The sequence below is a fragment of the Streptomyces sp. NPDC029152 genome, from assembly GCF_055564355.1.
The window spans coordinates 139,260-165,508 of sequence record NZ_JBVHWR010000009.1 but is presented as its reverse complement, the minus strand read 5'-3'; the positions used below and the strand labels follow the sequence as shown (position 1 = coordinate 165,508).

The window sequence follows — 26,249 nt, the reverse complement described above, 5'->3', positions numbered from 1 at the left end:
GACGGCCCCCGCCGCCGGGCCTACGGTGGCGCCATGACCGCACGATTCGACGCCATCGGCCTGGTCGTCTCCGACATGGCCGCCTCCGTGACCTTCTACCGCCGGCTCGGTTTCGCCTTCCCCGAGGGGGCCGAGAAGCAGCCGCACGCCGAGGCCGTGCTGCCGGGCGGGACCCGGCTGCTGCTCGACACCGAGGAGACCGTCCGCTCCTTCCACCCCGGGTGGCGGCCGCCGGCCGGCGGCGGACGGGCCTCGCTCGCGCTGCTGTGCGACGCGCCCGAGGAGGTGGACGCGCTGTACGGGGAGCTGACCGCCGCCGGACACCACGGTGAGCTGCGGCCCTGGGACGCCTTCTGGGGGCAGCGGTACGCCGTCGTGCACGACCCGGACGGCAACGGCGTCGACCTGTTCGCCCCGCTGGCGTCCCAGTAGCGCGGCCGGGGACAGGCCGGTCAGCTCCCGTACGTCCCGCGTCAGATGCGGCTGGTCCGCGTACCCGGCCCGGGCGGCCGTCTCCGCGAGGGGCGTGCCGGCCCGGGCGAGGGCCAGGGCGCGTTGCAGCCGCAGTACGCGGGCCAGCGTCTTGGGGCCGTAGCCGAAGGCGGCCAGTGAGAGACGGTGCAGCCGGCGCGCCCCGACGCCGAGTTCGTCGGCGGTGGCGGCGACCGGGCGGCCCGCGTCGAGGGCGGCCACGATCCGGCGCAGCAGCGGGTCGGGGGCCTCGGCGCTGGCCGCCCGGGACAGCACCGCCTCCTCCAGGCCCCGCACCGGGCCGGAGGCCGCGTTCACCCGCGCGGTCAGGCGCCGCGCCTCGGCGGCCGGCCAGAGGTCGGCCAGGTCGACGCGCCGGTCGCGCAGTTCGTGCGCGGGGACGCCGAGGAGGGCGGGCGCGGTGCCGGGGAAGAGGCGGACGCCCGCCCAGCGGCCGGGCGAGCCGTCGGTGAGGTACGCGCGGGTGTCGGGGCCCGCGACCAGCAGCCGGCCCTCGTGCCACAGCAGGTCCATGCAGCCGTCGGGCAGGACACGTCCCGGGCCGGCCCCGGTGGGCGTGCTGGTCCACACCACCGCGCCGGGCAGCCGGGAGGCGCGTTCGGCGTACACACCGGCCACGCTACCCCGCCGGGGCCCGGGACTCCCGCGGGCTGACGCCGTACGCCCGCTCGAAGGCGGTGGACAGCGCGAACGCGGTGCCGTGGCCGGCCTGGCGCGCTGCGGCGCCGGGGTGTCGCCGGTGTCGCGCGGCCGGTCGGCGGCGAGGGCGGGGCGCCGTCCGGTGAGGTACGTCATCGGTGGTCCGCCCTCCGGTTCGGTGAAGCGCCGGGCGAGCGCGGCGCGGGAGACGCCGGCCCCGGCGGCGGGGACGCGACCGTCCAGGGGCGGGCCGGGTCGTCCTGGAGCAGCCGCGGCGCCCGGCCCGCGACCGGGTCGCCCGGCGCCCGGTACCAGGCGGGCGCCTCGGCCCGCGGCCCGGCGGACCAGGCCCGCGGCGCGGCGATGACCAGCAGGCCGAGGAGACGGCCGAGGACGGCCTCCCGGCCGGGCCCGTCCCGCGCGACCCCGTTCACGAGCACGGGCGTCAGCGGGCACTCCCCTTCCCCGGAGGTGAGGGAGAGCAGCGGCGGCAGGACGTCCGGCAGCCGGCCGCCGATCTCGCCGCGCACCAGGTCTCACGGTGCGCGCGGCGTCCCGGGAGACCCGACCGGGGCTACGAGGCCTCCGGCTTGTCGTGGTCCGTGGGGGGCGTGTGCTTCGGGTGGGAGCGGAGGCGGGCCGTGACGTCCTCCGGGGGCAGGAACCGGGACCAGCGTTCCGGGAACTCGGACGGCATGTCGGGGTCCGCCTCGCCGCTCGCGGCGGCCCGGGCGACGTACTCGGCGACCTGCGCCTGCCGCAGCCGCTCGTTGGCCTCGCGGGCCGCGGCGGTGGCGGCGGCCGGCCAGACCCGGTCGATGGCCGCGTTGACCGCGGCCCCGACGAGCACGGCGAAAGCGGACACACCGATCCACAGCAGCACGGCCACGGGCGCGGCGAGCGAGCCGTAGATGGTCGGGCCCTCGACGGTGCTGGTGAGGTAGATCCGCAGCAGGAAGCTGCCCAGCACCCACATGGCGAGGGCGACCAGCGCGCCGGGCACGTCCTCGATCCACGGCGAGCGCACGGGCACCGACACGTGGTACAGCGTGGTCAGGAAGGCGATGGACAGGATGATCACGACCGGCCAGTACAGGACCTGCACGACGGTCGTCGACCACGGCACGACCCGCACCACGGCGTCCGGCCCGGCCACCATCAGCGGCAGCGCCACCGATCCGATCAGCAGGGCCACGATGAACAGCAGGAAGGCCATCAGACGGGTCTTGACGATCCCCCGGACGCCGTCGAGGCCGTACATCACGGTGATGGTGTCGATGAAGACGTTGACCGCGCGGGAGCCCGACCACAGGGCGAACAGGAAGCCGATGGAGATGACGTCGGGCCGTCCGCCCTTCATCACGTCGTCCAGGATCGGCTCGGTGATCTGCTTGACGCCCCGCTCCGAGAGCACCGTGCGGGAGGCGTCCAGGATGTTGGTGCGCAGGCTCTCGGTGGTGTCGGCGCCGATCCACAGGTCGACGTAGCCGAGCAGTCCGAGGACGCTCAGCAGCAGCGGCGGCACCGACAGCAGGGTGAAGAACGCGGCCTCGGCGGCGAGGCCGAGGATGCGGTACTCCATGCACGAGTTGACGGTGTCCTTGAGCAGCAGCCAGGCGGTCCTGCGTTTGGAGACGTTCCGGTAGAGGACCCGGGCACGGTGGAGCCGGCCCGAGGGCCGTTCGGAGGATTCACTTGCTGGCTGCACGACCTAAAGGTATCCGTCGCGGGCACCCGCACTCATCCGCGGACGGCCGTGGAGGCGGACGGGGCCCTGTCCGGTTCCCGGGCGCGGTAGGTTCGCCGTCATGGCAGGCAGCACCCACACCGTGACGAACCAGCCCCCGCCGCTGGCCGGCTACGACGCCTTCACCACCGACCGGGCCCTCGTGGCGGCGGTCGGACGTCACCTGGCGCCGGAGCTGCGCGAGGAGGCGCTGGCCGAACTGTCCGGCCTCGGGAACAGCTGCGGTTCCGCCCAGGTGCTGGAGTGGGGCGCGCAGGCCGAGGCGAACCCGCCGGTCCTGCGCACGCACGACCGCCACGGCCACCGCGTCGACGAGGTCGACTTCCACCCGGCCTGGCACCGGCTGCTGGGCAAGGGCGTCTCGGCCGGCCTCACCGCGGCCTGGACCCGGCCGGGCGGGCACGTGCGGCGCGCCGCCGCCTTCCTGCTGTGGACGCAGGCCGAGGCGGGCATCGGCGGTCCGCTGTCGACGACCCACGCCGCGGTGCCCGCCCTGCGCGCCGACCCGGACCTCGCCGCCGAGTGGGAGCCGCGGCTGACCTCGCGGGTGTACGACCGTGGGCTGCGGCCGGCGCACCTCAAGGCGGGCGTGCTGTTCGGGACGGGCATGACGGAGAGGCAGGGCGGCAGCGGCGTCCGGGCGGGCACGACCTCCGCGCGGCCGCTGGCTCAGGACGGGACGTACGAGCTGACCGGGCACACGTGGTTCTGCTCGGCGCCCATGTCCGACGCCTTCCTGGTGCTGGCGCGGGCCCCGGGAGGACCGACCTGCTTCCTGGTGCCGCGCGTGCTGGCGGACGGCTCCCGCAACGTGTTCCTGATCCAGCGGCTCAAGGACAAGCTGGGCAACCGGTCCAACGCCTCCGCCGAGGTCGAGTTCGCCGGGACCTGGGCGCGCCGGGTCGGCGAGGAGGGGCGCGGGGTGCGCACCGTCGTCGGCACGGTGGCGGCGGCCCGGCTGGACCGCGTACTGGGGTCGGCGGGGCTGATGCGGCAGGCCGTGGCGCAGGCGGTGCACCACTGCGCGCACCGGGAGGCGTCCGGCGGGAAGCTGGTCGACAAGCCGTTGATGCGCAACGTCCTGGCCGATCTCGCGATCGAGTCCGAGGCGGCGACCACGCTCGCGCTGCGGCTGGCGGCGGCGTACGACGACGGGGGCGAGCGGGAGCGGGCGCTGCTGGGGCTGGCGGTGCCGGCGGCGAAGTACTGGGTGACCAAGCGCTGCGCGCCGGTGGCGTTGGAGGCCGCCGAGTGCCTGGGCGGCGACGGGTACGTCGAGGAGTCCGGGCTGCCGCGGCTGGTGCGCGAGTCGCCGCTGAACTCCGTCTGGGAGGGCGCCGGCAACGTGCAGGCGCTGGACGTGCTGCGCGCGCTCGGACGGGAGCCGTCGGCCCTGGAGGCGTATCTGACGGAGGTGGGCCTCGCCCGGGGCGCCGACCACCGCCTGGACGCGGCGATCAGGGGCCTGCTGACGGAACTCGCCGACCTGGAGGCCGCCGAGGGGCGGGCACGACGGCTGGTGGAGCGGCTGGCGCTGGTGCTCCAGGGGTCGCTGCTGGTGCGGTACGCGCCGCCGGAGGTCGCCGACGCGTTCTGCGCCTCGCGGCTGGGCGGCGACGGGGGCGCGGCCTTCGGCACGCTGCCGCCGACCCTGGATCTGGCGTCGGTCGTGGAGCGGGCCCGTCCGGTGGCCTGATCCGGTCCCGGTGGTCCCGCCTCATCGCGGGACACGGCCGCGCGGCACGGGGGTGATGCTGCGCCGACACGGCACCACCCCCGCCACACGGGCCTGTTCGGGCCGCGTACGCCGCTCGGGACGGCGTGGCTTCGATTTTCGGACACCGGCACGGCCGTCCACCAGAGTTGCAAGGGGTTGCAACTCGCTGCCGTCTGTGTGCGGACTGTGTCCGTCCGCCAGGGGAAGGGAGCCAGGATGGGACAGAACATCCGGGACGATCACGGACTCGCCGGCGGCCGGCCGGGCGCTCGTCCCGGTTCCTGCTTGCGGGAGGACGAGGACCAGTGGCGCTCTCGCCGATGGACGTGACGCGGTTCGCCGCCGCCGACACGGCGCGTGCGGCGCGGCTGCTCAGCGAGGTCCGCTCCGCCAGGCTCTCGGGCGGGCGCGCTCCGGCGGCGCCGCGCCCGGTGATCGAGCAGTCCTGGGAGCGGATGCTGCGCAGCGGCGTCGACCCGGACCGCGACGTCCGCTCCGGACTGCTGTCCTTGGAGGAGGTGCGCCGCCGGCGGGCGGCCTCGCCGCTGCGGCACGTGCTGCCGGTGCTGCGGGAGGGGCTGCTGTCGGTCGCGGACGTCGCCCACCACATCATGGTGGTCGCCGACGACGAGGGCCGTGTGCTGTGGCGGGAGGGCAGCACGCCGGTGCTGCGCAGGGCCGACGGGCTCGGTTTCGAACTCGGCGCGGACTGGCGGGAGGACGTGGTCGGCACCAACGGCGTGGGCACACCGGCGGTCACCCGGCGGCCGGTGCAGGTCTTCGCCTCCGAGCACTTCGTGCGGTCCCAGGCGACCTGGACCTGCGCCGGGGCGCCCATCACCGATCCGCGCAGCGGCCGCCTGCTCGGCGTGGTCGACGTGAGCGGACCGCTGGAGACGATGCATCCGGCCACGCTCGCCTGGGTCGACTCGGTGGCCAAGCTCGCCGAGGCCCGGCTGCGCGAGCTGCACGCCCGGTCGCTGGAGCGGCTGCGGGCGGTGGCGGCGCCGGTGCTGGCCCGGCTCGACGGGCGCGCGCTGGTGGTGGACCGGGACGGCTGGACGGCCGCGGTGACGGGGATGCCGTACCTGGAGCGGGTGGTGCTGCCCGGGGCCCCGGTGACGGGTCCGAGGTGGCTCCCGGCGTTCGGGGCGTGCGTGGTGGAACCGCTGGACGAGGGCTGGCTGGTGCGGGTCGCCGCGGAGCCGGTGCCCCACGGCGTCCCGCGGATCGTGCTCGACCTCGGGCAGCCGCGCCGCTGGTCGGTCCGGGTGCTGGACGGCGCGGGCTCCTGGGAGCGGGAGCTGAGCCCGCGGCACGCCGAGTTGCTGTACCTGCTGGCCGTCCGGCGCGCCGGCCGCGGCGCCGCGGGGCTGGCGGAGGACCTGTTCGGCGACCCGGCGCGCACGGTGACGGTGCGGGCCGAGATGTCCCGGGTCCGGCGGTACCTCGGGGCCTACCTGCGACACCGGCCGTACCGTTTCCGTGACGACGCCGAGGTCGAGGTGGTCCTCCCGGACGACCCCCGCGACCTGCTGCCCCACTCGACCGCGCCGGCGGTGGCCGAACGCCGGGCCGGGGCCCCCGCCCGGCCGCCGGCACAGGCCCCGGCACCGTCTCCCTGAGCGGCGGACGGCCCCACGGCTTCTCCCCCCGAAAGGGGGGCCGTGTCCGCATATTTGCAAGGTCCGGCTCCACGGGCCCCTCCGCCTGTCGTAGCATCCTCCCCGGACCGCCCCCTCCGCTCCTCGGTCGACGCACGGAACGACGGGCGCAGTCGGACCGGGGCCCGTGGAGGTGCTATGAAGCAGCGCGGCAGACACCGCCGGCGCAGTCGGGGCAGGGCGTTGCGCGCGGCCCTGACCGGGGCGGCCCTCGCGCTGACCGGCGCCGCCACGATGATCAGCGCCTCGCAGGCCACGGTCGCCGGCGACCCCGGCGCCCTGAAACCGCTCGCCGCGACCGACGCGCTGCGGCTGACGGAACACCGGGTGCCACAGCCCTGGCTCGACCGGCTCTCCGCCGCGATGGGCGGCCGGGTGGGCATCGACACCGTCCTCGCCTCCGCCGACCGCACCCTGCGCGACGCCGCCGACTGCACGGCCGAGGAGCGCGAGGCGCTGCCGGTCTCCCCCGCGGCCACGCGCGCCTACTGCTGGGACGCCGAGGACACGCGGGGCTGGCGGCCGGGGGCGGTCACCACCTCGGGGGACGCCGGCGCGGGCGGCCGCTGGGGCGCCCACCGGGTCGTCCTGTCCGCCTGGAGCCGCGACGACGGCGCGGCCGGGGACGGGCTCGCCCGGGTCTCCTTCGTCGACGCCGGCGATCCCGGCCGTCTCGGCTACGCCTCGGCGCTCCTCGCCGTCCCGGTGGACGGCGGACGCGACTACCGGGCGCTCGCCTCCCCTGTCTCCGGCATGGTCTGGTACCAGGACAAGCTGCTGGTCACCACGGGCGCCGGGGACCGCAACGCGTTGTACGTGTACGACGTGGACCGCATCCAGCGCGCCACCGCCGACACCGACGCGGTCGGCCGGGTGCCCGGCGGCTGGGCGGCGCACGGCCACCGGTACGTGCTGCCCGCCGTCGCCTCCTACCGCCTCGCCGACACGCCGGACGCCGCGCGCCCCGCCGCGCTCTCCCTGGACCGCGGCACGGTCCCCGCCGGTCTGGTGGCGAGCGAGTACGTGCCCGCCGGCGCCGACCGGCCCACCCGCCTGTGGCGCTACGCGCTCGGCACGGACCCGGCCCGCACCGGGCTGCCGGTCACCGACTCCGCCGGGCACGTGGAGGCGCGGGAGGCGTACGAGACCGAGGCGGCCGAGGTCGCGGGCGTGCTGTCGCACCGCCCGGCCGGCGCCGGACACGCCGACTGGTACCTGGGCCGGCCGGCCGGCGACGGGGGCGGGCACGGGACGCTGTGGCGGCAGGACGCGGAGGGCGCGCGGGCCGCGGAGTGCGGTGCCGACGGGTCGCGCCAGTGCTGGAGCGGACCGCCGGGTTCCCTGTCGTACTGGGCGGGGACCGGTGAGGTCTGGTCCCAGTCGGGCCGCATGCTCTTCGCGCTGCCGCTGACCTCGATGGACGAGGCGCTCGGCTGACGGCCGCGCCCCGCGGCGGCGGCTTCGCGGCCGGGGCCGTGTGGGCGCGGGGCCGGGATCGACAGATCTCGCGGCCGGATGATTCCCTGACCGGCATGACCAACATCGTCGTGACCACCTGGTCCCTGGAGCAGACCGCGCCGACCGATCTGCTGCCGGCCGCCGCCCCGGAGGGGGACGTGCGGATCGTCCGCGCCGAGGTGCCCTCGCCCGAGTTCAGCCGCTTCCTGTACGCCTCCGTCGGCGGCGACATCCGCTGGACGGACCGGCTGGGCTGGACCTACGCGCGGTGGCAGGAGCACCTCCGGCGGCCCGGTGTGGAGACCTGGGTGGCCTACGACCGCGGCACGCCCGCCGGGTACGTGGAGCTGACGCCCGGGGACGACGGCGTCGTGGAGATCGAGTACTTCGGCCTGATCCCGACCTTCCGCGGCCGGCGCATCGGCGGTCACCTGCTGTCGTACGGGACCGCACGCGCCTGGGACCTCGCGGACCGCTGGCCGGGGCTGGCCACGACCAAGCGGGTGTGGCTGCACACGTGCAGCAAGGACGGCGAGTTCGCCATGGACAACTACCGGCGCCGCGGCTTCCGCCTCTTCGACACCAAGGTCGAGGAAGAACCGGAGGTTGACACTCCGGGACCCTGGCCCGGCGCCTTCCCGTCCTGACCTGCTCCGAAGCGTCCGTTTTCGGCCCGTGTGATCCACGACACCCCTGTCTCGCGCTACGGGACAGGGGCGTCCGCATCTTGGACGAAGCTGGACTGTGTCCAGATCGCCATGCCACGCTTCCGTCATGTCCGGAACTGGAATTGCCTTGGTGAGTCGGCGGCACGTCGACCTCGGCCGCATGTCCAGCGCCATCTGTCCGGCGCGCTGAGAGTCCCCTCCAGCACCACCGGATTTCTGCGTTTCCCTCCTCCCGCGCAACGAAGCGCACGCATGCCCATGCGCCGTAAGCGCAGGTCAGAGCCGCATTCCGCCTGTATTGAAGGACGTGTCCACCATGGCCGCCACCCCGCCGAAGCCTGCCGCCACGACTCCCCGCCGCAAGGCGGGCCGTCACCGTGGCGAGGGTCAGTGGGCTATGGGTCACTTCACCCCGCTCAACGGCAACGAGCAGACCAAGAAGGATGACGACGGTCTCAACGTACGGACACGTATTGAGACGATCTACTCCAAGCGGGGGTTCGACTCCATCGACCCCGGCGACCTGCGCGGACGGATGCGCTGGTGGGGCCTGTACACCCAGCGCAGGCAGGGCATCGACGGCGGCAAGACCGCGATCCTCGAGCCCGAGGAGCTGGACGACAGCTACTTCATGCTGCGCGTGCGCATCGACGGCGGCGCCCTGACCACCGCTCAGCTCCGTGTCATCGGTGAGATCTCCCAGGAGTTCGCGCGCGGCACGGCCGACATCACCGACCGGCAGAACGTCCAGTACCACTGGATCCGGATCGAGGACGTGCCCGAGATCTGGAACCGCCTGGAGGCCGTCGGCCTGTCCACCGTCACCGCCTGCGGCGACACGCCCCGCGTGATGATCGGCTCCCCGGTCGCGGGCATCGCCGAGGACGAGATCATCGACGGCACGCCGGCGCTGGAGGAGATGAAGCGCCGGGTCCTGAACAACCCGGCGTACTCGAACCTGCCGCGCAAGTTCAAGACCGCGATCTCCGGCTCGCCGGTGCAGGACGTCGTGCACGAGATCAACGACGTGGCGTTCGTCGGCGTCGAACACCCCGAGCACGGGCCGGGCTTCGACCTGTGGGTCGGCGGCGGCCTGTCCACCAACCCCAAGCTCGGTGTGCGCCTGGGCGCCTGGGTGCCGATCGAGGACGTGCCGGACGTCTACGAGGGCGTCATCTCGATCTTCCGCGACTACGGCTACCGGCGCCTGCGCAACCGCGCCCGCCTGAAGTTCCTGGTCGCCGACTGGGGCGCGGAGAAGTTCCGCCAGGTGCTGGAGGACGAGTACCTGAAGCGCGAGCTGACCGACGGACCGGCGCCCGCCGAGCCGGCGAGCCGCTGGCGCGACCACGTCGGCGTGCACCGGCAGAAGGACGGCCGCTACTACGTCGGCTTCGCCCCGCGCGTCGGCCGCGTCGACGGCACCACCCTGACGAAGGTCGCCGATCTCGCGGAGGCGCACGGCTCGGGCCGGGTCCGCACCACCGTCGAGCAGAAGATGATCATCCTCGACGTCGAGGAGGGGCAGGTCGACTCCCTGGTGGAGTCCCTGGAGGCGCTGGACCTCAGCGCCAGGCCCTCCTCGTTCCGGCGCGGCACCATGGCGTGCACCGGCATCGAGTTCTGCAAGCTCGCCATCGTCGAGACCAAGGCGCGCGGCGCCTCGCTCATCGACGAACTGGAGCGCCGCCTCCCGGACTTCGACGAGCCGATCAGCATCAACCTCAACGGCTGCCCGAACGCCTGCGCCCGCATCCAGACCGCGGACATCGGTCTCAAGGGCCAGCTGGTCCTGGACGACCGGGGCGAGCAGGTCGAGGGCTACCAGGTGCACCTCGGCGGGGCCCTGGGGCTGGAGGCCGGCTTCGGCCGCAAGGTGCGCGGCCTGAAGGTGACGGCGGCCGAGCTGCCGGACTACGTGGAGCGCGTGCTGAAGCGCTACCAGGCCGAGCGCGAGGACGGCGAGCGCTTCGCCACCTGGGCGGCCCGCGCCTCGGAGGAGGCACTGTCGTGAGCGAGCGCGCCGCGCCCTTCTACTGCCCCTACTGCGGCGACGAGGACCTGCGCCCCGGCGAGGAGAGTCACGGCGCCTGGGAATGCGCGGGGTGCAACCGCGCATTCCAGTTGAGGTTCCTCGGGCTGATGGCCCGGGGACTTCGACCCAACTCCACGGGAGGGGAAGCGATATGACGACCACTCAGGAAGAGCGGACGACCGACGAGCTGAAGGCGCTGGCCGAGCGGGCGGGCCGCGAGCTGGAGGACGCCTCGGCACTGGAGATCCTCCGGTGGGCCGCGGAGACCTTCGGCGACCGCTTCTGCGTGACCTCGTCCATGGAGGACGCGGTCGTCGCCCACCTCGCCTCCCGCGCCCTGCCCGGCGTGGACGTGGTGTTCCTCGACACCGGCTACCACTTCCCGGAGACCATCGGCACCCGGGACGCGGTGGAGGCCGTGATGGACGTGAACGTCATCACGCTCACCCCGCGCCAGACGGTGGCCGAGCAGGACGCCGAGTACGGCCCGAGGCTGCACGACCGCGATCCCGACCTGTGCTGCGCGCTGCGCAAGGTGAAGCCGCTCGAGGAGGGCCTCAAGGGCTACCAGGCCTGGGCGACCGGCCTGCGCCGCGACGAGTCCGAGACCCGGGCGAACACCCCCGTGGTCGGCTGGGACGAGAAGCGCCGCAAGGTGAAGATCTCCCCCATCGCGAAGTGGTCCCAGGAAGACGTGCAGACGTACGTCGCCGAGCACGGGGTCCTCACCAACCCGCTGCTGACGGACGGCTACGCCTCCGTGGGCTGCGCGCCCTGCACCCGCCGCGTGCTGGAGGGCGAGGACGCGCGGGCCGGCCGCTGGGCGGGCCGCTCCAAGACCGAGTGCGGACTGCACGGCTGACATGACGACGACCACCGAGACCCAGGAGAACCACGTGACGACCGGAGCCACCGTCTGGCTCACGGGTCTGCCGAGCGCCGGCAAGACCACCATCGCGCACGAGCTGGCCGGCCGGCTGCGCCAGGAGGGCCGGCGTGTCGAGGTGCTCGACGGCGACGAGATCCGCGAGTTCCTCTCGGCGGGCCTCGGCTTCGGCCGCGAGGACCGGCACACCAACGTGCAGCGCATCGGCTTCGTCGCCGAACTGCTCGCCCGCAACGGCGTCACGGCGCTGGTCCCGGTGATCGCGCCGTACGCGGACAGCCGGGACGCCGTGCGCAAGCGGCACGAGGCGAACGGCACCGCGTACGTGGAGGTGCACGTGGCCACCCCGGTGGAGGTGTGCTCCGTACGCGACGTGAAGGGCCTGTACGCCAAGCAGGCCGCGGGCGAGCTGACGGGGCTCACCGGGGTCGACGACCCCTACGAGGAGCCCGTCTCGCCCGACCTGCGCATCGAGTCGCAGGACCAGACCGTCCAGGAGTCCGCCGCGGCGGTGTACGCCCTGCTCAGCGAAAGGGGACTGGCATGACGACGACCGTCGCCACGGTCAAGGGGGGCGAGGGCGCCGCGAGCAGCCCGTACGCCCTCTCCCACCTCGACTCCCTCGAGTCCGAGGCGGTGCACATCTTCCGCGAGGTGGCGGGCGAGTTCGAGCGGCCGGTGATCCTGTTCTCCGGCGGCAAGGACTCCATCCTCATGCTGCACCTGGCGCTGAAGGCGTTCGCCCCCGCGGCCGTGCCGTTCTCCCTGCTGCACGTCGACACCGGGCACAACTTCCCCGAGGTCCTGGACTACCGCGACCGCACGGTGGAGAAGCACGGGCTGCGCCTGCACGTCGCCTCCGTGCAGGACTACATCGACCGGGGGGTGCTCAAGGAGCGCCCGGACGGCACGCGCAACCCGCTGCAGACGCTGCCGCTGACCGAGAAGATCCAGGCGGAGAGGTTCGACGCCGTCTTCGGCGGCGGGCGCCGCGACGAGGAGAAGGCCCGCGCCAAGGAGCGGGTGTTCTCGCTGCGCGACGAGTTCTCCCAGTGGGACCCGCGCCGCCAGCGCCCCGAGCTGTGGAACCTGTACAACGGCCGGCACGCCCCCGGCGAGCACGTCCGGGTCTTCCCGCTGTCCAACTGGACCGAGCTGGACGTGTGGCAGTACATCGCCCGCGAGGGCATCGAGCTGCCCGAGATCTACTACGCCCACGAGCGCGAGGTCTTCGCGCGCGCCGGCATGTGGCTGACCGCCGGCGAGTGGGGCGGTCCCAAGGACGGCGAGACGGTGGAGAAGCGGCGGGTCCGCTACCGCACCGTCGGCGACATGTCCTGCACCGGCGCGGTCGACTCCGACGCCGACACCATCGAGAAGGTGATCGCCGAGATCGCCGCCTCCCGGCTCACCGAGCGCGGCGCGACGCGTGCCGACGACAAGCTCTCCGAGGCCGCGATGGAAGACCGCAAGCGCGAGGGGTACTTCTAGACATGACCAGCACCACCGAGCCCACCGAGCCGCTGTCGGCCGCGCAGCTGTCGGAGACCACCCTGCTGCGGTTCGCCACCGCGGGGTCCGTCGACGACGGCAAGTCCACCCTGGTCGGCCGCCTGCTGCACGACTCCAAGTCGGTCCTGGTGGACCAGCTGGAGGCCGTGGAGCGCGCCTCCGCGAGCCGCGGCCAGGAGGCCCCGGACCTCGCGCTGCTCACCGACGGGCTGCGGGCCGAGCGCGAGCAGGGCATCACCATCGACGTGGCCTACCGCTACTTCGCGACCCCCCGGCGCCGGTTCATCCTGGCCGACACCCCCGGGCACGTGCAGTACACCCGGAACATGGTCACCGGCGCCTCCACGGCCGAGCTGACGGTGATCCTGGTCGACGCCCGCAACGGGGTCGTCGAGCAGACCCGCCGGCACGCCGCGATCGCCGCGCTGCTGCGGGTGCCGCACGTCGTGCTCGCCGTCAACAAGATGGACCTGGTCGAGTACGAGGAGTCCGTGTTCGCCGCCATCGCCGGGGAGTTCACGGCGTACGCGACCGAGCTGGGCGTCCCCGAGGTCACCGCGATCCCGATCTCGGCGCTCGCGGGCGACAACGTGGTGGAGCCGTCGGCGGTCATGGACTGGTACGGCGGCCCGACCGTCCTGGAGCACCTGGAGACCGTCCCGGTCAGCCACGACCTGGCGCACTGCCACGCCCGGCTGCCCGTGCAGTACGTGATCCGGCCGCAGACCGCCGAGCACCCCGACTACCGGGGCTACGCGGGCCAGATCGCCGCCGGCACCTTCCGCGTCGGCGACGAGGTCACCGTGCTGCCGTCGGGCCGCACCTCGAAGGTGTCCGGCATCGACCTGCTCGGCGAGCCGGTCGACGCGGCCTGGACGCCGCAGTCGGTGACGCTGCTGCTGGAGGACGACATCGACGTCTCCCGCGGCGACCTGATCGTGCCCAGCAAGGACGCGCCGGCCACCACCCAGGACGTCGAGGCCACCGTCTGCCACGTCGCCGACGCGCCGCTCACCGTCGGCCACCGCGTGCTGCTCAAGCACGGCACCCGCACGGTCAAGGCGATCGTCAAGGACATCCCGGCCCGGCTCACGCTGGACGACCTGTCCCTGCACCCGCACCCCGGGCGGCTCGTCGCCAACGACATCGGCCGCGTGAAGATCCGTACCGCCGAGCCGCTGCCCGCCGACTCCTACGCGGACTCCCGCCGCACCGGTTCGTTCATCCTGATCGACCCGAGCGACGGCACCACGCTCACCGCCGGGATGGTGGGCGAGTCCTTCGCCGCCCCGGAGCCGGTCAAGGACGCCGACGACGAGGGCGGCTGGGACTTCTGAGCATGAACTCATCCGACTTCTACTCCACGTTCGCCAAGGAGGGCGGCCGCGTCGGCAGCGGTGCTCTCGGCAGCGGGCAGGGCGGAGTGGCGCGATGTGCGCGCTGACGTACGCGCACCGCATGCGCGCCCGAAGGAGTGTGGTTCGGACCCGGCCGGCGCCGGGCGACGGCGCCTTCGTGCCGGACCCCGCGACCCCGGCAAGGTCCGAACGACACCCCCTGACCCCCCACCCGCACAGCCGAAGACCTGCCGACCTCCCGGCCACGACCTGACCCATCGGACGAACCGACAGGCGTGACCGCCGGGCCAACGAGAGGAACGCCTCCCGTGCCTGCCACCACCGCCCTGCGCCGCATCCTCGCGGTCACAGCCGCCCTGCCGCTCCTCACCCTCGCCGCCTGCGGGTACGGCTCCGAGGCGAAGGACGACGACACCGCCGAGGTCGCCGCGGGCGCCGAGAAGACCGACGGTCTCGACTCCGTCCGCATCGGCTACTTCGGCAACGTCACCCACGCCACCGCCCTGGTCGGGAACCAGAAGGGCTTCTTCCAGAAGGCGCTGGGCGCCACCGAGGCCAAGTACGCGACCTTCAACGCCGGCCCGTCCGAGATCGAGGCGCTGAACTCCGGCTCCATCGACATCGGCTGGATCGGCCCCTCCCCCTCGATCAACGGCTACACCAAGTCGAACGGCAAGAACCTGCGCATCATCGGCGGTTCGGCCTCCGGGGGCGTGAAGCTGGTGGTGAACCCGGACAGGATCAAGTCCCTGAAGGACGTCAAGGGCAAGCGCATCGCGACCCCGCAGCTCGGCAACACGCAGGACGTGGCGTTCCTCAACTGGATCGCCGACCAGGGCTGGAAGGTCGACGCCCAGAGCGGCAAGGGCGACGTCACGGTCGTCCGCAGCGACAACAAGGTCACCCCGGACGCCTACAAGGCCGGTTCCCTGGACGGCGCGTGGGTGCCCGAGCCGACCGCGTCCAAGCTGGTCGCCGAGGGCGGCAAGGTGCTGCTGGACGAGTCGACGCTGTGGCCCGACAAGAAGTTCGTGATCACGAACATCATCGTGTCGCAGAAGTTCCTCGCGGAGCACCCGAAGGCCGTCGAGGCCGTCCTGAAGGCCTCGGTCGACACCAACGCGTGGATCGAGGCCCACCCGGACGAGGCGAAGGCCGCGGCCAACAAGCAGCTGGAGAAGGACACCGGCAAGGCGCTGCCGGCCGAGGTCCTGGACCCGGCGTGGAAGTCGATCGAGGTGACCGACGACCCGCTGGCCGCCACCCTCGACGCCCAGGCGGAGCACGCCGTGAAGGCCGGTCTGCTGAAGAAGCCCGACCTCGACGGCATCTACGACCTCACGCTGCTCAACAAGGTCCTCGCGGCCAAGGGCGAGCCCGCGGTCGACGACGCCGGTCTCGGCGTCAAGTAAGCCCGGATCCGACCATTCCCAGGAGGTGACGACCATGGCCACGACACTCGCCAAGGCCGCCGACGGCACCGAGGCGGCCACGCACGCCGCCCGGATCGAGCACGTCTCGAAGTCGTTCGCGGGCCCCGCCGGACAGCAGCTCGTGCTGGACGACATCACCCTCGATGTCGCGCCCGGCGAGTTCGTCACCCTCCTGGGGGCCTCCGGCTGCGGCAAGTCCACGCTGCTGAACCTGGTGGCGGGCCTGGACGGGCCCAGCGCCGGCGCCATCACCACGGACGGGCGCCCGGCCCTGATGTTCCAGGAGCACGCCCTGTTCCCGTGGCTGACCGCGGGCAAGAACATCGAACTCGCCCTCAAGCTGCGCGGCGTGCCCAAGTCCGAACGCCGTGACAAGGCCGAGGAACTGCTCGAACTCGTCCGGCTGAAGGGCGCGTACGGCAAGCGGGTGCACGAGCTGTCGGGCGGCATGCGCCAGCGCGTCGCGCTGGCGCGCGCCCTCGCGCAGGAGAGCAGGCTGCTGCTGATGGACGAGCCGTTCGCGGCGCTGGACGCGATCACGCGGGACGTGCTGCACGACGAGCTGACCCGGATCTGGCGGGAGACGAAGCTGTCCGTCCTGTTCGTCACGCACAACGTGCGCGAGGCCGTGCGGCTCGCCGAGCGCGTGGTGCTGCTGTCCTCCCGCCCCGGGCGCGTCGCGCGCGAGTGGACGGTGGGCATCCCGCACCCGCGCCGCATCGAGGACACCGCCGTGGCGGAACTGTCCGTCGAGATCACCGAAGAACTGCGTGGGGAGATCCGCCGCCATGGCCAGCACTGAGACGACCAGCCCGGCGAAGGACGCCGGCGACCTCGCCGGTCTGGAGGCGGGCCTCGACGCACTGGAGACGGTGCAGCAGGGCCGCAAGCCCTTCCGGCAGACCTTCGTCGAGAAGATCCTGCCGCCCACCGTCGCGGTGCTCCTGGTGCTGGCGCTCTGGCAGGGGCTGGTCTCGTTCGACGTCGTCGACGACCCGACCAAGCTGCCCGCCCCGTCGGACGTGTGGGACGTCGTCCACCAGGCGTGGCTCCGGGGCGAACTGCTCGGCTACATCTGGACCAGCGTCTCGCGCGGCCTGCTCGGCTTCTGCCTCGCCCTGCTGATCGGCACCCCGCTGGGGCTGCTGGTGGCGCGGGTGAAGTTCGTGCGGGCGGCGATCGGCCCGATCCTGTCCGGCCTCCAGTCGCTGCCGTCGGTGGCCTGGGTGCCGCCGGCCGTGATCTGGCTGGGCCTGAACAACTCGATGATGTACGCCGTCATCCTGCTGGGCGCGGTGCCGTCCATCGCCAACGGTCTGGTCTCGGGCGTGGACCAGGTCCCCCCGCTGTTCCTGCGCGCGGGCCGCACGCTGGGCGCGACGGGGCTGAAGGGCACCTGGCACATCGTGCTGCCGGCCGCGCTGCCCGGCTACGTGGCGGGGCTGAAGCAGGGCTGGGCGTTCTCCTGGCGGTCGCTGATGGCCGCCGAGATCATCGCGTCCTTCCCCGACCTCGGCGTGGGCCTCGGCCAGTTGCTGGAGAACGGCCGCAACGCCAGCGACATGGCCATGGTCTTCGAGGCCATCCTGCTGATCCTGATCGTCGGCATCGCCATCGACCTGCTGATCTTCAGCCCGCTGGAGCGGTGGGTGCTGCGCAGCCGCGGTCTGCTGGTGAGGAGCTGAGGCACACCATGCACCGTCCGGTCCCTCCCGCCCGTCCCGTCCTCCTGGTCGTCGCCCACGGCAGCCGCGATCCGCGGCACGCCGCGACCGTGCACGCCCTGGTCCGCCGGGTCGGAGCGCTGCGTCCGGAGGTACGGGTGGAGACCGGCTTCCTGGACTTCAACGTGCCCTCCGTGCAGGGCGTGCTGGAGTCGCTGGCGACGGAGGGGATCCGGGACGTGGTGGCGCTGCCGCTGCTGCTGACCCGCGCCTTCCACGCCAAGGCCGACATCCCGGCCGTCCTCGCGGACGCGCCGGCCCGGCTGCGGATCCGGCAGGCGGAGGTGCTCGGCCCCTCCCCGCTGCTGCTGTCGGCGCTGGAACGGCGCCTGTACGAGGCGGGCCTCACGCCCGCCGACAAGCCCTCGACCGGGGTCGTGCTGGCCTCGGCGGGGTCCTCCGACCCGGAGGCGATCGCAGTGATCGCAGAAATCGCGCGGGAGTGGCGGCACACCGGTTGGTGCGCCGTGCGGCCTGCGTTCGCCTCCGCATCCCTTCCCCGCACCGAGGACGCGGTCCGCGACCTGCGCGCCGCCGGCTGCGCACGCGTCGCCGTCGCCCCGTACGTGCTGGCCCCCGGCTTCCTGCCGGACCGCATCGCGCGGGGCGCGGCCGGGGCGGACCTCCTGGCCGAGGTGCTGGGCCCGGCGCCCGAGGTGGCGCGGCTGCTGCTGGAGCGGTACGACGCGGCGCGGACACCGGTGCCGGTGGCGGCCGGGGCGGCCTGACGCCCGGACCGCCGCCCGCCGCTCAGCCGCGTGAACGACCCCCCGGGCCGGTACGGCTGGGCGCCCAGGCCGGGCAGGGCCACGTCCGGGGGCAGCGGGCGCCGGGACGGGAGGGGGCGGGGTTCCTCGCCGCGGCCGGTGTGGGTGGGCGGGACGGGGCGCAGGGCGCCGATGCCGTCGGCGGCCCAGGGCACGTCCGTGGACGGGAGCGACAGGGTGATCCGCCGCCCGTCGGCCCATGTCGCCCGTACCTTCGTCGAGTCGCTCGTCCGCATGACCACTCGCCTCCGTCGCGCCGTCCGGTGCTTCGGTCCTGTCCGTCGTGACGACTGCGGGCGCCGCGGGGTCCCCTCAGTCCGCCGGTGCGGTCAGCTCGACGAGCTTGACGACGGTGTTCCAGTTGCGGGTGGTGGCGGTCAGGCCCCGGGTGAGGCGCGGCCCGGCCAGCCGTTCGGCGAGCTTGGAGCGGCCGAGGCCGTCCGGCGCGTACAGGTACAGGGCGCGGTCGCCGAGGCGGAACTCCTCGGGGAGGAAGGCCGTCCGGTCGACCGGTGCGAAGCGCTCCTCGTCGACGGGCGCGGAGAAGTAGGTGACGTGGAGCTGTCTGGCCTCCAGGCCGGCGGCGGGGAAGGGGCACGCCTCGGCGACGGCCCGCAGGTAGGCGTGGTCGCGCACGATCACGTCCACCGGGAAGCCGAAGTGCTTCTCGATCGCCCGCGACAACTCGGCGGCCAGGGACTCCTCGTCGCCGTGGCCGGAGGTGAACACCGCCTGCCCGCTGCGGAGATGGGTGCGCACGGCGTCGTGACCGAGACCCTCCAGGAGGCTGCGCAGCTCGGCCATCGGGACCTTCTTGGCGCCGCCCACGTTGATCCCGCGCAGCAGCGCCGCGTACGTCGTCGTCATGCGCACACCCTAGGACGGCCGTCGCGCCCCGTGGGGGCGGGCGCGACGGCCGCGTCCGCCGGGCGGACGTGCGCGCCACTCTCGCCGATCCGACGGACGGGATTCAACCGCTGCGCACACCTGTGACGCGTTCGACGGCCCCCCGGGGGAAACCTGGCGGAATCCCGCCCTCCAACCGCACCCCGATCTCCGTCCCCGAGAGGCCCGGGTAGATGTAAGGGACCGCGGTCCTCCCCAGCGGTGAGACCGGGCGTCCGAGGGGATGAGCCGGACCCGTCCCGCTTCACCGGTCAGCACGACGTGACCGGCTCGTCCGGGCCATACCGTCGGGACGGAAGGTGGTGGCAGGGGGCCTCCACCGCGGACGAGGGGGCAAGCCCGTCATGGGGAACGGAGACACACGGGTGCGGGGCATCGCCGCCCGGGCTGGCGGCTGGAGCGCCCGGCACCGATGGGCTGCCGTCGGGATCTGGGTACTGTTCGTCGTCCTGGCGATGGGGCTCGGTTCGGCGGCCGGCCGGGTCGACGTCAAGGACAGCGAGCAGATGGGGGGCGAGACGCGCACCGCCGCCAGGATCGTCGAGGACGCCGGGATCGACGAACCGGCCGCCGAGACCGTCCTGGTCCAGGCGAAGGACGGGAAGCTGACGGCCACGGACGCCGAGTTCCGCGCCGCCGTCACCGCGGTCGTCGAGGCGGTGGAGGGCACCGGCGAGGTCACGGGCGTGACCTCGCCGTACGAGACGAAGACCATCTCGCGGGACGGCCGCAGCGCGCTGGTGCAGTTCGACATGCGCGGCGAGGCGGAGACCGCGGGCGAGCGGATCGAGCCGGTGCTGAAGGCCGTCGAGGGCGTCCAGAAGGACCACGGGTCGCTGCGGATCGAGGAGATCGGCGGCGCCAGCATGATGAAGACGTTCGACGACGCGTTCGGCGACGACTTCCAGAAGGCCGAGTACTCCGCGGTGCCGGTGGCCCTCGGCATCCTGCTCGTCGCGTTCGGGGCGCTGGTGGCGGCGCTGGTGCCGGTGGCACTGGCGATCACCGCGATCATGGCGACGATGGGCCTGATGGGCCTCGTCAGCCACTTCCAGCCGATGAGCGACACCGCCAACTCCGTGATGCTGCTGGTCGGTCTGGCCGTCGGCGTCGACTACTGCCTGTTCTACCTGCGCCGCGAGCGCGAGGAGCGCGCCGCGGGCCGGGACGCGCAGACCGCGCTGCGGATCGCCGCCGCCACCAGTGGCCGGGCGATCGTCGTCTCCGGCGTGACGGTGTGCGTGGCGATGGCGGGCATGCTGTTCACCGGCATCGCCGAGTTCGAGGCGATGGGCCTGGCCTCGCTGATGGTGGTCGCGGTCGCCATGGTCGGCTCCGTGACGGTGCTGCCGGCGCTGCTGTCACTGCTGGGCGAGCGGGTGGAGAAGGGGCGCGTCCCGTTCCTGCGCCGGCGTCCGCGCCGGGGCACCGAGGAGGGCAGCCGGTTCTGGACGGCGGTGCTGCGGCGCGTGCTCGCCAGGCCGGTGCTCGCCGCGGCCGTGGCGGTCGGCGCCCTGCTGGCCGTCGCCGCTCCCGCCGTCGGCATGAAGACGCAGAACCTCACCCTGGACCAGGAGTTCGGCGACTCGCTGCCCGTCGTGCAGACGTACAACCGGGTCAACGAGGCCTTCCCCGGCGGCTCCGACCCGGCCGAGGTCGTCGTCAGGGCCGACGACATCAACGCGCCCGAGGTACGGGCCGCGCTCGCCGACTTCCGGGAGCGGGCGGTCGGTTCGGGTGCCTCGCGCGGTCCGGTCGACATCACCGTGCACGACGAGCAGAACGTCGCCCTGATCCACGTCCCGCTGGTCGGCGGCTCCGACCAGGACGAGGCGGGCGAGAGCCTGGACAAGCTGCGCGACGAGGTGCGGCCCGCCACGCTCGGCAAGGTCGAGGGCGTCGAGGCCCCGATCACCGGTCAGGTGGCCGGCAACAAGGACTTCAACGACCAGCTCGTCGGCTCGGTCGTGCCGGTCTTCGCGTTCGTCGTGGTCTTCGCCTTCCTGCTGATGCTGCTGTCGTTCCGCTCCCTGACGGTCGCGATCACCTCGATCGTGCTGAACCTGCTGTCGGTGGGTGCGGCGTACGGCATCCTCGTCGCCGTCTTCCAGCACGGCTGGGGCGCCTCGCTGGTGGGCGCGGAGGGGGTCGGCGCCATCGTCACCTGGCTGCCGCTGTTCCTCTTCGTGATCCTCTTCGGCCTGTCGATGGACTACCACGTGTTCGTGGTCTCGCGGATCCGTGAGGCGCGGCTGCGCGGCCGGACGACCAGGGAGGCGATCCAGCACGGCGTGGTCACCACGGCCGGGGTCGTCACCAGCGCCGCGGTCATCATGGTCGCCGTGTTCGCCATCTTCGGCACCCTGTCCATGCAGTCCATGAAGCAGATGGGCGTGGGTCTGGCGGCGGCGGTGCTGATCGACGCGACGATCATCCGGGGCGTGCTGCTGCCGGCCGTGATGGCCCTGCTCGGCGAGCGGAACTGGTACCTGCCGAAGTGGATGCACCGGCTGCCCGATCTCACCCACGACGAGACGCCCGGGGCGGTCGCTCCGCCGGTCCGGGACGACGAGGGCGAGCGGGTCGGGGTCTGAGCGGCCCCACGAGGGCGGGGCCCGTCGGTTCCGGGGAACCGACGGGCCCTCTGCCGTCACCGGCGCGCGGTCAGGACCGCGCCGCCGCCAGCTCCGCCTCGATCAGGTCGGCGGCCCGCCGGGTGCCGCCCTCCCGGGCCATCTGCGCCTGGATCTCCTTCAGGCGCGCGGCCACCTCCGGGTCGTCGACCAGGGCGAGGGCGGCGGTGCGCAGCGCCTCGGCGGTGGCCTCCTCGGTGGGCAGGCGGCGGGCGACGCCGAGCCCCTGGAGCATGTCCGCGTTGCCGAACTGGTCCGCGGCCTGCGGAACGGTGATCATCGGCGTGGCGGTGGCCAGGCCCTCCTGGCTGCCGCCGGCGCCCGCGTGGGTGACGAACAGGTCGGCCTGCTGGAGGACCGACAACTGCGGCACCCAGGAGCGTACTTCGACGTTGTCCGGCACGTCGCCCAGCTCGGCGGGATCGACGTGCCGACCGATCTGGAGCACCGTGTGCCAGCCGGGCAGGTCGCCGAAGGCCCTGACGCATTCCCGGTAGAACGCGGGCTGCTTGGTGAAGGAGGAGCCGAGGGAGACGAGGACGACCTTCTCGGCCCCCTGGGGACGCTGCCAGTCGCCTTCGGCGGTGCGGTCGCCCTGGCAGGCGCCGACGAAGGTGTACGTCGTCTCGTCGACCCGGTCGGCGTTGGGCTGGAGCGCCTTGGGGATCAGCACCAGGGAGCGGCCGGGGCGGCCGGTGAACGGATCGGGGTGCGTCGTGATCCCGTTCTCCTCCAGCCAGGCCTGGAAACGGGCGTAGTACGCCTGACCGCGCTCGGTCTTCCGGGGCTCCTCCCACATCGGCTCGGCGACCTCCTGCTCGTACCCCTCCCAGGCGACCATGCACGGGGACAGGGAGATCACCGGCACGCCCCAGCGGTGGCCGAGGACGCGGGCCGGGTAGGAGGCGATGTCGTGCAGGACCAGGTCCGGCTCGTCCCCCTCGTAGGCCTCGACGAGCTGGGGCAGCGCCTGGATCGCGTCGTCCAGGAACGGCTCGACGTTGTCGAGCAGGGTGGTGCCCCACGCCTCCGGGTCGGCGTCGGGGCCGGGCAGCGTGCTGTTCCACAGCTTGGGTTCGGCGCCCGTCCCGGCGACCTTCTCCGCGAGGAGCGGCGGGATCGCGTAGGTCACCCGGTGTCCCCGTGCGACGAGTTCGCGGATCACCTCCAGGCTGGGGTTCACGTGGCCGTGCGCGGCGATGGAGAACATGGCGATGTGGGCGCGACTGGTCATGCGAGGACCGTACGCGAGACGATACGTCTCGTGCAAGTTTTTACCGGTCCGCCGCATCAGCGCTGGTAGCGGGCGAGTACGAGGTTGCCGTCCTCCTCCAGCCTCTCGCGGAGCTCGGCCGTGCCGATCGCCCCGCTGTAGTACTCCTGGAGCGCGGGGGTGGCCACCTTGTCCTTCCACTCGGCGTAGCCGCGCACGGACTGCGCGGGCGCCGGGCGCAGATGGGCGGCGAGGGCGGTGCCGGTGGCCCAGCCGTTCTCGGGGGTGCGCAGGGCGGGGTCCTCGAGGGCCCGGGTGCCGGTGGGCAGCATCCAGTCGCCGAGGGCGAGGCGGACCATGTTGTCCGGCTGGAGGAGGAAGTCGACGAACGCTGCGGCCTCCTTCTTGTGCGGGCTGTCCTCGGCGACGGACAGCGTCTGCGGGCTGACGCCCTGGGCGAGCCCGTCGGCGCCGGCCGGGGCGGGCAGGACCTGCCAGTCGAAGCCCTCGGGCGCCTGCTGCTCGATCTGCTGGCGGTAGGAGAACCCGAGCGGCACCATCGCGTACCTGCCCGCGAAGAAGCCGGGCAGGGTGTCGGAACCGCCGCTGCCCAGGGTGGACGCGGAGGCGCTGCGGTCGCGGCCGACCTGGTCGCGGATGGTGCGCGGCACCACCTGGTCGGCGTCCTCGAACCGGACGGTCACCCTGCCGTCCCCGTCGCGGTGGAACAGCCGGCCGCCGGTGGACAGCGACAGGTTGAGCGTGGCGGACACGGGTTCCTTGAGCGGCCAGGCCACGCCGTACGTGCCGTCGCCGCTCAGCCGCTTGGTCACCTGCCGGAACTCCGGCCAGGTCCAGGGGTGTTCCGGCGTCGGGATCCGGACACCGGACTTCTCGAGCAGGGCCGTGTTGGCGATCAGCACGCGGGGTTCCTGGAGGAACGGCACGCCGTAGACGCGGTCGCCGAAGGTGACCGTCTCCCAGGCGTGCCGCGGGATGTCGTCCTTCAGCCGCTGCGGCAGCAGGCCGGTGAGGTCGGCGAGGTGGCCGCCGTGGGCGAAGTCCGCGAGGTCGTCGGAGGCGTCGTGGATGACGTCCGGCGCCTCACCGCCCTCGAAGGAGGTGAGGAGCTGGTCGTGGACACTGTCCCAGCTGCCCTGGACGTACTCGACCCGCACGTCGGGATGGGCCTTGTTCCACTCCTCCACCAGTTCCTCGTTGACCTGCACGGACTCCTCCTGCCAGGCCAGGGACTGGAAGCGCAGGGTGATCCGGCCGTCGTCGGCGTCGCCGCCCGTGCCGGCGCAGGCCGTGAGCAGCAGGACGAGCGCGACGAGCAGGGGGGCGGGGGTTCTCGCGCGCATCAGCTCTTCACCGCCCCGGCGAGCATGCCGCCCGTGATCCGCCGCTGGACGAGCGCGAACACGACCAGCGAGGGCAGCGTCGCGAGGAAGGCCGCCGCCGCCAGGGGGCCGAGGTCCGCGACGCCCTCGGCGCCGATGAAGTGGGTGAGCACGACCGGCAGGGTCTGTTTCTCCGGGGTCTTCAGCAGCACCAGCGCGAAGAAGAACTCGTTCCAGGCGGTGACGAACGCGAACAGCGCCGTCGCCACGATCCCCGGCGCGAGCAGCGGCGCGGTCACCGAGACCAGGGTGCGCAGCCGCCCGGCCCCGTCGACCGCCGCGGCCTCCTCCAGCTCGGCCGGCACGGCCCGGACGTACCCGGCGAGCATCCACAGCGCGAACGGCAGCGACCACACGACGTACACCATCACCAGTCCGGGCACGGAGTTGATCAGCCGCAGGTTCTTCAGGACCAGGAAGAGCGGGATGATCAGCAGGACGAAGGGGAAGGCCTGGCTGACCACGACCCACCCGGTGACCGCCTTGGCGAGCCGGCCGCGGCGCCGGGCCATGACGTACGCCGTCGGGGTCGCGATCAGCACCGCGATCACCGCGGCGCCGAGGGCGGCCAGCAGGGAGTTGAGCGCGGCGTGCAGCAGCGGCTGCTCGTCGAAGGCCTGCCGGAAGTTGTCGAGGGTGGGATCCTCCGGGATCCAGGTGGGGTGGAGACTCGCCAGCTCGCGCGGCGGTTTGAACGCGGTGGAGAGCAGCCACAGGAGCGGGAAGGCCAGGAAGGCGAGATACGCGAGCAGCGCGGCGTACTGGCCGACGCGGGCTCCGGTCGAGGTCCTCACGCCTCGTCACCTCCCCTGAGCCGGCCGACGAGGAAGACGGCCAGCAGGACCGAGACCACGGCGACCAGGACACAGCCCATCGCCGCCGCGTAGCCGAACTGCCCGTAGCGAAAGGCCTCCTCGTAGGCGAAGAGCATGGGCAGCCGGGTCCGGCCGCCGGGGCCGCCGTTGGTCAGCACGTAGACCAGGGCGAAGGAGTTGAGGTTCCAGATGAGGTTGAGCGCGGTGACGGCGAGCGCGACCGGCTTCAGGGCGGGCCAGGTGACCGCGCGGAAGCGGCGCCAGGCTCCGGCGCCGTCGACCGCGGCGGCCTCGTGCAGCTCGCGCGGGGTGTTCTGGAGCCCGGCGAGCAGGGCGACCGTGGTCTGCGGCATGCCGGCCCAGACGCCGACGACGATCACGGCGGGCAGGGCGGTGGCGAGGCCGCTGAGCCAGTCGCGGCCGCCGCCGAGACCGAGGTCGCGCAGGGTCTCGTTGAGGATGCCGGCGTCCGGGTTGTAGACGAGCCGCCACATGATGCCGACGACGACCTCGGGCATCGCCCAGGGGATGATCGCCAGGGCGCGGGCCAGCCAGCGCAGCCGCAGGTCCTGGTCGAGCAGCAGGGCGAGGCCGAGCGCGAGCAGGAACTGCGGCACGGTCACGCCGACCGCCCACACCAGCCCGATGCGGAACGACTCCCAGAACAGCGTGTCGTGCAGCAGGTCCTGGAAGTTCAGGGTGCCGATCCACCGGGTGGGTTCGGTGCGGCCCGACTGGGCGTCGGTGAAGGCCAGCAGGATGCCGTGGAGCAGCGGCCCGACGCTGAACACCAGGATGGGGAGCAGCGCGGGCAGCACCAGGAACCAGGCGCCGTGGTCGGGGCCGCGCCGGGGCCGGTCCCCGCCGGGCGCGCGGCGCGCCGGTCTCCTCGCCTCGGTCACCGGTGTCACGTGGTCAGCCCCTTCGCGCGGATCGGACGGGCCCGGTCATGGTCGTGAAGGCGCTGTGCCCCGTCAAGGGGCCGCGCACACGCTCCCACCTGTGCGAATGCGACACTGGCCGACGGATGGCGGGATCCCGGCGGTGGGCGCGCGCGGTTGACGCGTGCCGCGCCCCCCGGCGAGGTCCCGGGCCGTCCCCGGCGAACGCACCGGCTCAGGCGCATCGGACCTGCCCGGGCGGCGGCGGGACGGCGACGACGGACCGGAACGGACACGG

23 protein-coding genes and 2 pseudogenes are annotated in these 26,249 nt (G+C 73.4%); 17 read left to right on the top strand and 8 right to left on the bottom strand.

What is annotated here, in order from left to right; translation table 11 throughout:
• The first annotated feature begins 33 nt into the window (after positions 1 to 33).
• Positions 34 to 432 carry a VOC family protein gene (locus ACZ4V6_RS20630; RefSeq protein ID WP_467829648.1) on the top strand — a complete coding sequence of 133 codons (399 nt, stop codon included), beginning with the start codon at positions 34 to 36 and terminating at the stop codon, positions 430 to 432.
• Here the strand turns inward: ACZ4V6_RS20630 and ACZ4V6_RS20625 are convergent.
• From ACZ4V6_RS20625 to ACZ4V6_RS20615, 3 genes and pseudogenes are all read right to left on the bottom strand, one after another.
• Positions 424 to 1,101 (bottom strand): annotated as a pseudogene (locus ACZ4V6_RS20625) (helix-turn-helix domain-containing protein); the annotation flags it as partial. The gene ACZ4V6_RS20630 and the pseudogene ACZ4V6_RS20625 overlap by 9 nt on opposite strands.
• Positions 1,102 to 1,111: 10 nt before the next feature.
• Positions 1,112 to 1,664 (bottom strand): annotated as a pseudogene (locus tag ACZ4V6_RS20620) (helix-turn-helix transcriptional regulator); the annotation flags it as partial.
• Positions 1,665 to 1,705: 41 nt separating this feature from the next.
• Positions 1,706 to 2,839, bottom strand: a complete 1,134-nt coding sequence (locus tag ACZ4V6_RS20615; RefSeq protein ID WP_467829316.1) for a YihY/virulence factor BrkB family protein — start codon at positions 2,837 to 2,839, stop codon at positions 1,706 to 1,708.
• Positions 2,840 to 2,939: 100 nt separating this feature from the next.
• Here ACZ4V6_RS20615 and ACZ4V6_RS20610 point away from each other — a divergent pair, with 100 nt between their 5' ends.
• The 15 genes from ACZ4V6_RS20610 to ACZ4V6_RS20540 all read left to right on the top strand — a co-directional run bounded on the left by ACZ4V6_RS20610 (position 2,940) and on the right by ACZ4V6_RS20540 (position 18,061).
• Positions 2,940 to 4,574 (top strand): acyl-CoA dehydrogenase family protein, encoded by a 1,635-nt coding sequence (locus ACZ4V6_RS20610; RefSeq protein WP_467829313.1) that lies wholly within the window; start codon positions 2,940 to 2,942, stop codon positions 4,572 to 4,574.
• Positions 4,575 to 4,900: 326 nt separating this feature from the next.
• A complete protein-coding gene (locus ACZ4V6_RS20605) occupies positions 4,901 to 6,220 on the top strand; it encodes a GAF domain-containing protein (protein ID WP_467829312.1) in 1,320 nt (439 codons plus the stop codon).
• Positions 6,221 to 6,397: 177 nt separating this feature from the next.
• Entirely contained in the window at positions 6,398 to 7,696 is a 1,299-nt protein-coding gene (locus ACZ4V6_RS20600; RefSeq protein WP_467829310.1) for a hypothetical protein, read from the top strand.
• A 95-nt stretch (positions 7,697 to 7,791) separates the two neighbouring features.
• Positions 7,792 to 8,364: a GNAT family N-acetyltransferase gene (locus tag ACZ4V6_RS20595; RefSeq protein WP_467829308.1), complete on the top strand. Its 573-nt coding sequence runs from the start codon at positions 7,792 to 7,794 to the stop codon at positions 8,362 to 8,364.
• 127 nt (positions 8,365 to 8,491) lie between these two features.
• Positions 8,492 to 8,575 carry a putative leader peptide gene (locus ACZ4V6_RS20590; RefSeq protein ID WP_310591794.1) on the top strand — a complete coding sequence of 28 codons (84 nt, stop codon included), beginning with the start codon at positions 8,492 to 8,494 and terminating at the stop codon, positions 8,573 to 8,575.
• A gap of 126 nt (positions 8,576 to 8,701) precedes the next feature.
• A complete protein-coding gene (gene sirA / locus ACZ4V6_RS20585) occupies positions 8,702 to 10,399 on the top strand; it encodes a sulfite reductase SirA (protein WP_467829305.1) in 1,698 nt (565 codons plus the stop codon).
• A complete protein-coding gene (locus tag ACZ4V6_RS20580) occupies positions 10,396 to 10,575 on the top strand; it encodes a hypothetical protein (protein WP_467829303.1) in 180 nt (59 codons plus the stop codon). Before sirA ends, ACZ4V6_RS20580 begins: the two co-directional genes overlap by 4 nt.
• Complete coding sequence (locus ACZ4V6_RS20575; protein WP_467829300.1) at positions 10,572 to 11,282, top strand: phosphoadenylyl-sulfate reductase; 711 nt, start codon at positions 10,572 to 10,574, stop codon at positions 11,280 to 11,282. Before ACZ4V6_RS20580 ends, ACZ4V6_RS20575 begins: the two co-directional genes overlap by 4 nt.
• A gap of 1 nt (position 11,283) precedes the next feature.
• Positions 11,284 to 11,853 carry an adenylyl-sulfate kinase gene (gene cysC, locus ACZ4V6_RS20570; protein ID WP_467829298.1) on the top strand — a complete coding sequence of 190 codons (570 nt, stop codon included), beginning with the start codon at positions 11,284 to 11,286 and terminating at the stop codon, positions 11,851 to 11,853.
• Positions 11,850 to 12,797, top strand: a complete 948-nt coding sequence (cysD, locus tag ACZ4V6_RS20565) for a sulfate adenylyltransferase subunit CysD (protein WP_467829295.1) — start codon at positions 11,850 to 11,852, stop codon at positions 12,795 to 12,797. The genes cysC and cysD overlap by 4 nt, the downstream gene beginning before the upstream one ends.
• 2 nt (positions 12,798 to 12,799) lie before the next feature.
• Positions 12,800 to 14,155 (top strand): sulfate adenylyltransferase subunit 1, encoded by a 1,356-nt coding sequence (locus ACZ4V6_RS20560; RefSeq protein WP_467829293.1) that lies wholly within the window; start codon positions 12,800 to 12,802, stop codon positions 14,153 to 14,155.
• 329 nt (positions 14,156 to 14,484) lie between these two features.
• A complete protein-coding gene (locus tag ACZ4V6_RS20555; RefSeq protein ID WP_467829291.1) occupies positions 14,485 to 15,588 on the top strand; it encodes an aliphatic sulfonate ABC transporter substrate-binding protein in 1,104 nt (367 codons plus the stop codon).
• 34 nt (positions 15,589 to 15,622) lie between these two features.
• A complete protein-coding gene (locus ACZ4V6_RS20550) occupies positions 15,623 to 16,411 on the top strand; it encodes an ABC transporter ATP-binding protein (RefSeq protein WP_467829289.1) in 789 nt (262 codons plus the stop codon).
• Positions 16,398 to 17,294: an ABC transporter permease gene (locus ACZ4V6_RS20545; RefSeq protein WP_467829286.1), complete on the top strand. Its 897-nt coding sequence runs from the start codon at positions 16,398 to 16,400 to the stop codon at positions 17,292 to 17,294. The genes ACZ4V6_RS20550 and ACZ4V6_RS20545 overlap by 14 nt, the downstream gene beginning before the upstream one ends.
• Before the next feature lie 8 nt (positions 17,295 to 17,302).
• Positions 17,303 to 18,061 (top strand): sirohydrochlorin chelatase, encoded by a 759-nt coding sequence (locus tag ACZ4V6_RS20540; RefSeq protein WP_467829284.1) that lies wholly within the window; start codon positions 17,303 to 17,305, stop codon positions 18,059 to 18,061.
• A gap of 351 nt (positions 18,062 to 18,412) precedes the next feature.
• Here ACZ4V6_RS20540 and ACZ4V6_RS20535 read toward each other — a convergent pair whose 3' ends face one another.
• Complete coding sequence (locus tag ACZ4V6_RS20535) at positions 18,413 to 18,967, bottom strand: DUF1697 domain-containing protein (RefSeq protein WP_467829282.1); 555 nt, start codon at positions 18,965 to 18,967, stop codon at positions 18,413 to 18,415.
• 383 nt (positions 18,968 to 19,350) lie between these two features.
• On the opposite strand from ACZ4V6_RS20535, the gene ACZ4V6_RS20530 reads away from it, so the two are divergent.
• Positions 19,351 to 21,600, top strand: coding sequence for an MMPL family transporter (locus ACZ4V6_RS20530; RefSeq protein ID WP_467829280.1), 2,250 nt, complete (start codon positions 19,351 to 19,353; stop codon positions 21,598 to 21,600).
• 70 nt (positions 21,601 to 21,670) lie between these two features.
• On the opposite strand, the gene ACZ4V6_RS20525 is transcribed toward ACZ4V6_RS20530, so the two are convergent.
• The 4 genes from ACZ4V6_RS20525 to ACZ4V6_RS20510 are packed head-to-tail and all read right to left on the bottom strand — an operon-like array spanning position 21,671 to position 25,981.
• Entirely contained in the window at positions 21,671 to 22,930 is a 1,260-nt protein-coding gene (locus tag ACZ4V6_RS20525; RefSeq protein ID WP_467829278.1) for a glycosyltransferase, read from the bottom strand.
• A complete protein-coding gene (locus tag ACZ4V6_RS20520) occupies positions 22,930 to 24,216 on the bottom strand; it encodes an ABC transporter substrate-binding protein (RefSeq protein WP_467829276.1) in 1,287 nt (428 codons plus the stop codon). The genes ACZ4V6_RS20525 and ACZ4V6_RS20520 overlap by 1 nt, the downstream gene beginning before the upstream one ends.
• Positions 24,216 to 25,049, bottom strand: coding sequence for a carbohydrate ABC transporter permease (locus tag ACZ4V6_RS20515; protein WP_467829274.1), 834 nt, complete (start codon positions 25,047 to 25,049; stop codon positions 24,216 to 24,218). Before ACZ4V6_RS20515 ends, ACZ4V6_RS20520 begins: the two co-directional genes overlap by 1 nt.
• A complete protein-coding gene (locus ACZ4V6_RS20510; protein WP_467829272.1) occupies positions 25,046 to 25,981 on the bottom strand; it encodes a carbohydrate ABC transporter permease in 936 nt (311 codons plus the stop codon). Before ACZ4V6_RS20510 ends, ACZ4V6_RS20515 begins: the two co-directional genes overlap by 4 nt.
• Positions 25,982 to 26,249: the final 268 nt, after the last annotated feature.

Bases quoted from the DNA above. Each gene is read 5' to 3' on its own strand.
- ACZ4V6_RS20630 (WP_467829648.1), top strand. From the start codon at position 34: ATGACCGCACGATTCGACGCCATCGGCCTGGTCGTCTCCGACATGGCC.
- ACZ4V6_RS20610 (WP_467829313.1), top strand. From the start codon at position 2,940: ATGGCAGGCAGCACCCACACCGTGACGAACCAGCCCCCGCCGCTGGCC.
- ACZ4V6_RS20600 (WP_467829310.1), top strand. From the start codon at position 6,398: ATGAAGCAGCGCGGCAGACACCGCCGGCGCAGTCGGGGCAGGGCGTTG.
- ACZ4V6_RS20595 (WP_467829308.1), top strand. From the start codon at position 7,792: ATGACCAACATCGTCGTGACCACCTGGTCCCTGGAGCAGACCGCGCCG.
- ACZ4V6_RS20590 (WP_310591794.1), top strand. From the start codon at position 8,492: ATGTCCGGAACTGGAATTGCCTTGGTGAGTCGGCGGCACGTCGACCTC.
- sirA (WP_467829305.1), top strand. From the start codon at position 8,702: ATGGCCGCCACCCCGCCGAAGCCTGCCGCCACGACTCCCCGCCGCAAG.
- ACZ4V6_RS20575 (WP_467829300.1), top strand. From the start codon at position 10,572: ATGACGACCACTCAGGAAGAGCGGACGACCGACGAGCTGAAGGCGCTG.
- cysC (WP_467829298.1), top strand. From the start codon at position 11,284: ATGACGACGACCACCGAGACCCAGGAGAACCACGTGACGACCGGAGCC.
- cysD (WP_467829295.1), top strand. From the start codon at position 11,850: ATGACGACGACCGTCGCCACGGTCAAGGGGGGCGAGGGCGCCGCGAGC.
- ACZ4V6_RS20560 (WP_467829293.1), top strand. From the start codon at position 12,800: ATGACCAGCACCACCGAGCCCACCGAGCCGCTGTCGGCCGCGCAGCTG.
- ACZ4V6_RS20550 (WP_467829289.1), top strand. From the start codon at position 15,623: ATGGCCACGACACTCGCCAAGGCCGCCGACGGCACCGAGGCGGCCACG.
- ACZ4V6_RS20545 (WP_467829286.1), top strand. From the start codon at position 16,398: ATGGCCAGCACTGAGACGACCAGCCCGGCGAAGGACGCCGGCGACCTC.
- ACZ4V6_RS20540 (WP_467829284.1), top strand. From the start codon at position 17,303: ATGCACCGTCCGGTCCCTCCCGCCCGTCCCGTCCTCCTGGTCGTCGCC.
- ACZ4V6_RS20535 (WP_467829282.1), bottom strand. From the start codon at position 18,967: ATGACGACGACGTACGCGGCGCTGCTGCGCGGGATCAACGTGGGCGGC.
- ACZ4V6_RS20530 (WP_467829280.1), top strand. From the start codon at position 19,351: ATGGGGAACGGAGACACACGGGTGCGGGGCATCGCCGCCCGGGCTGGC.
- ACZ4V6_RS20525 (WP_467829278.1), bottom strand. From the start codon at position 22,930: ATGCGGCGGACCGGTAAAAACTTGCACGAGACGTATCGTCTCGCGTAC.
- ACZ4V6_RS20520 (WP_467829276.1), bottom strand. From the start codon at position 24,216: ATGCGCGCGAGAACCCCCGCCCCCCTGCTCGTCGCGCTCGTCCTGCTG.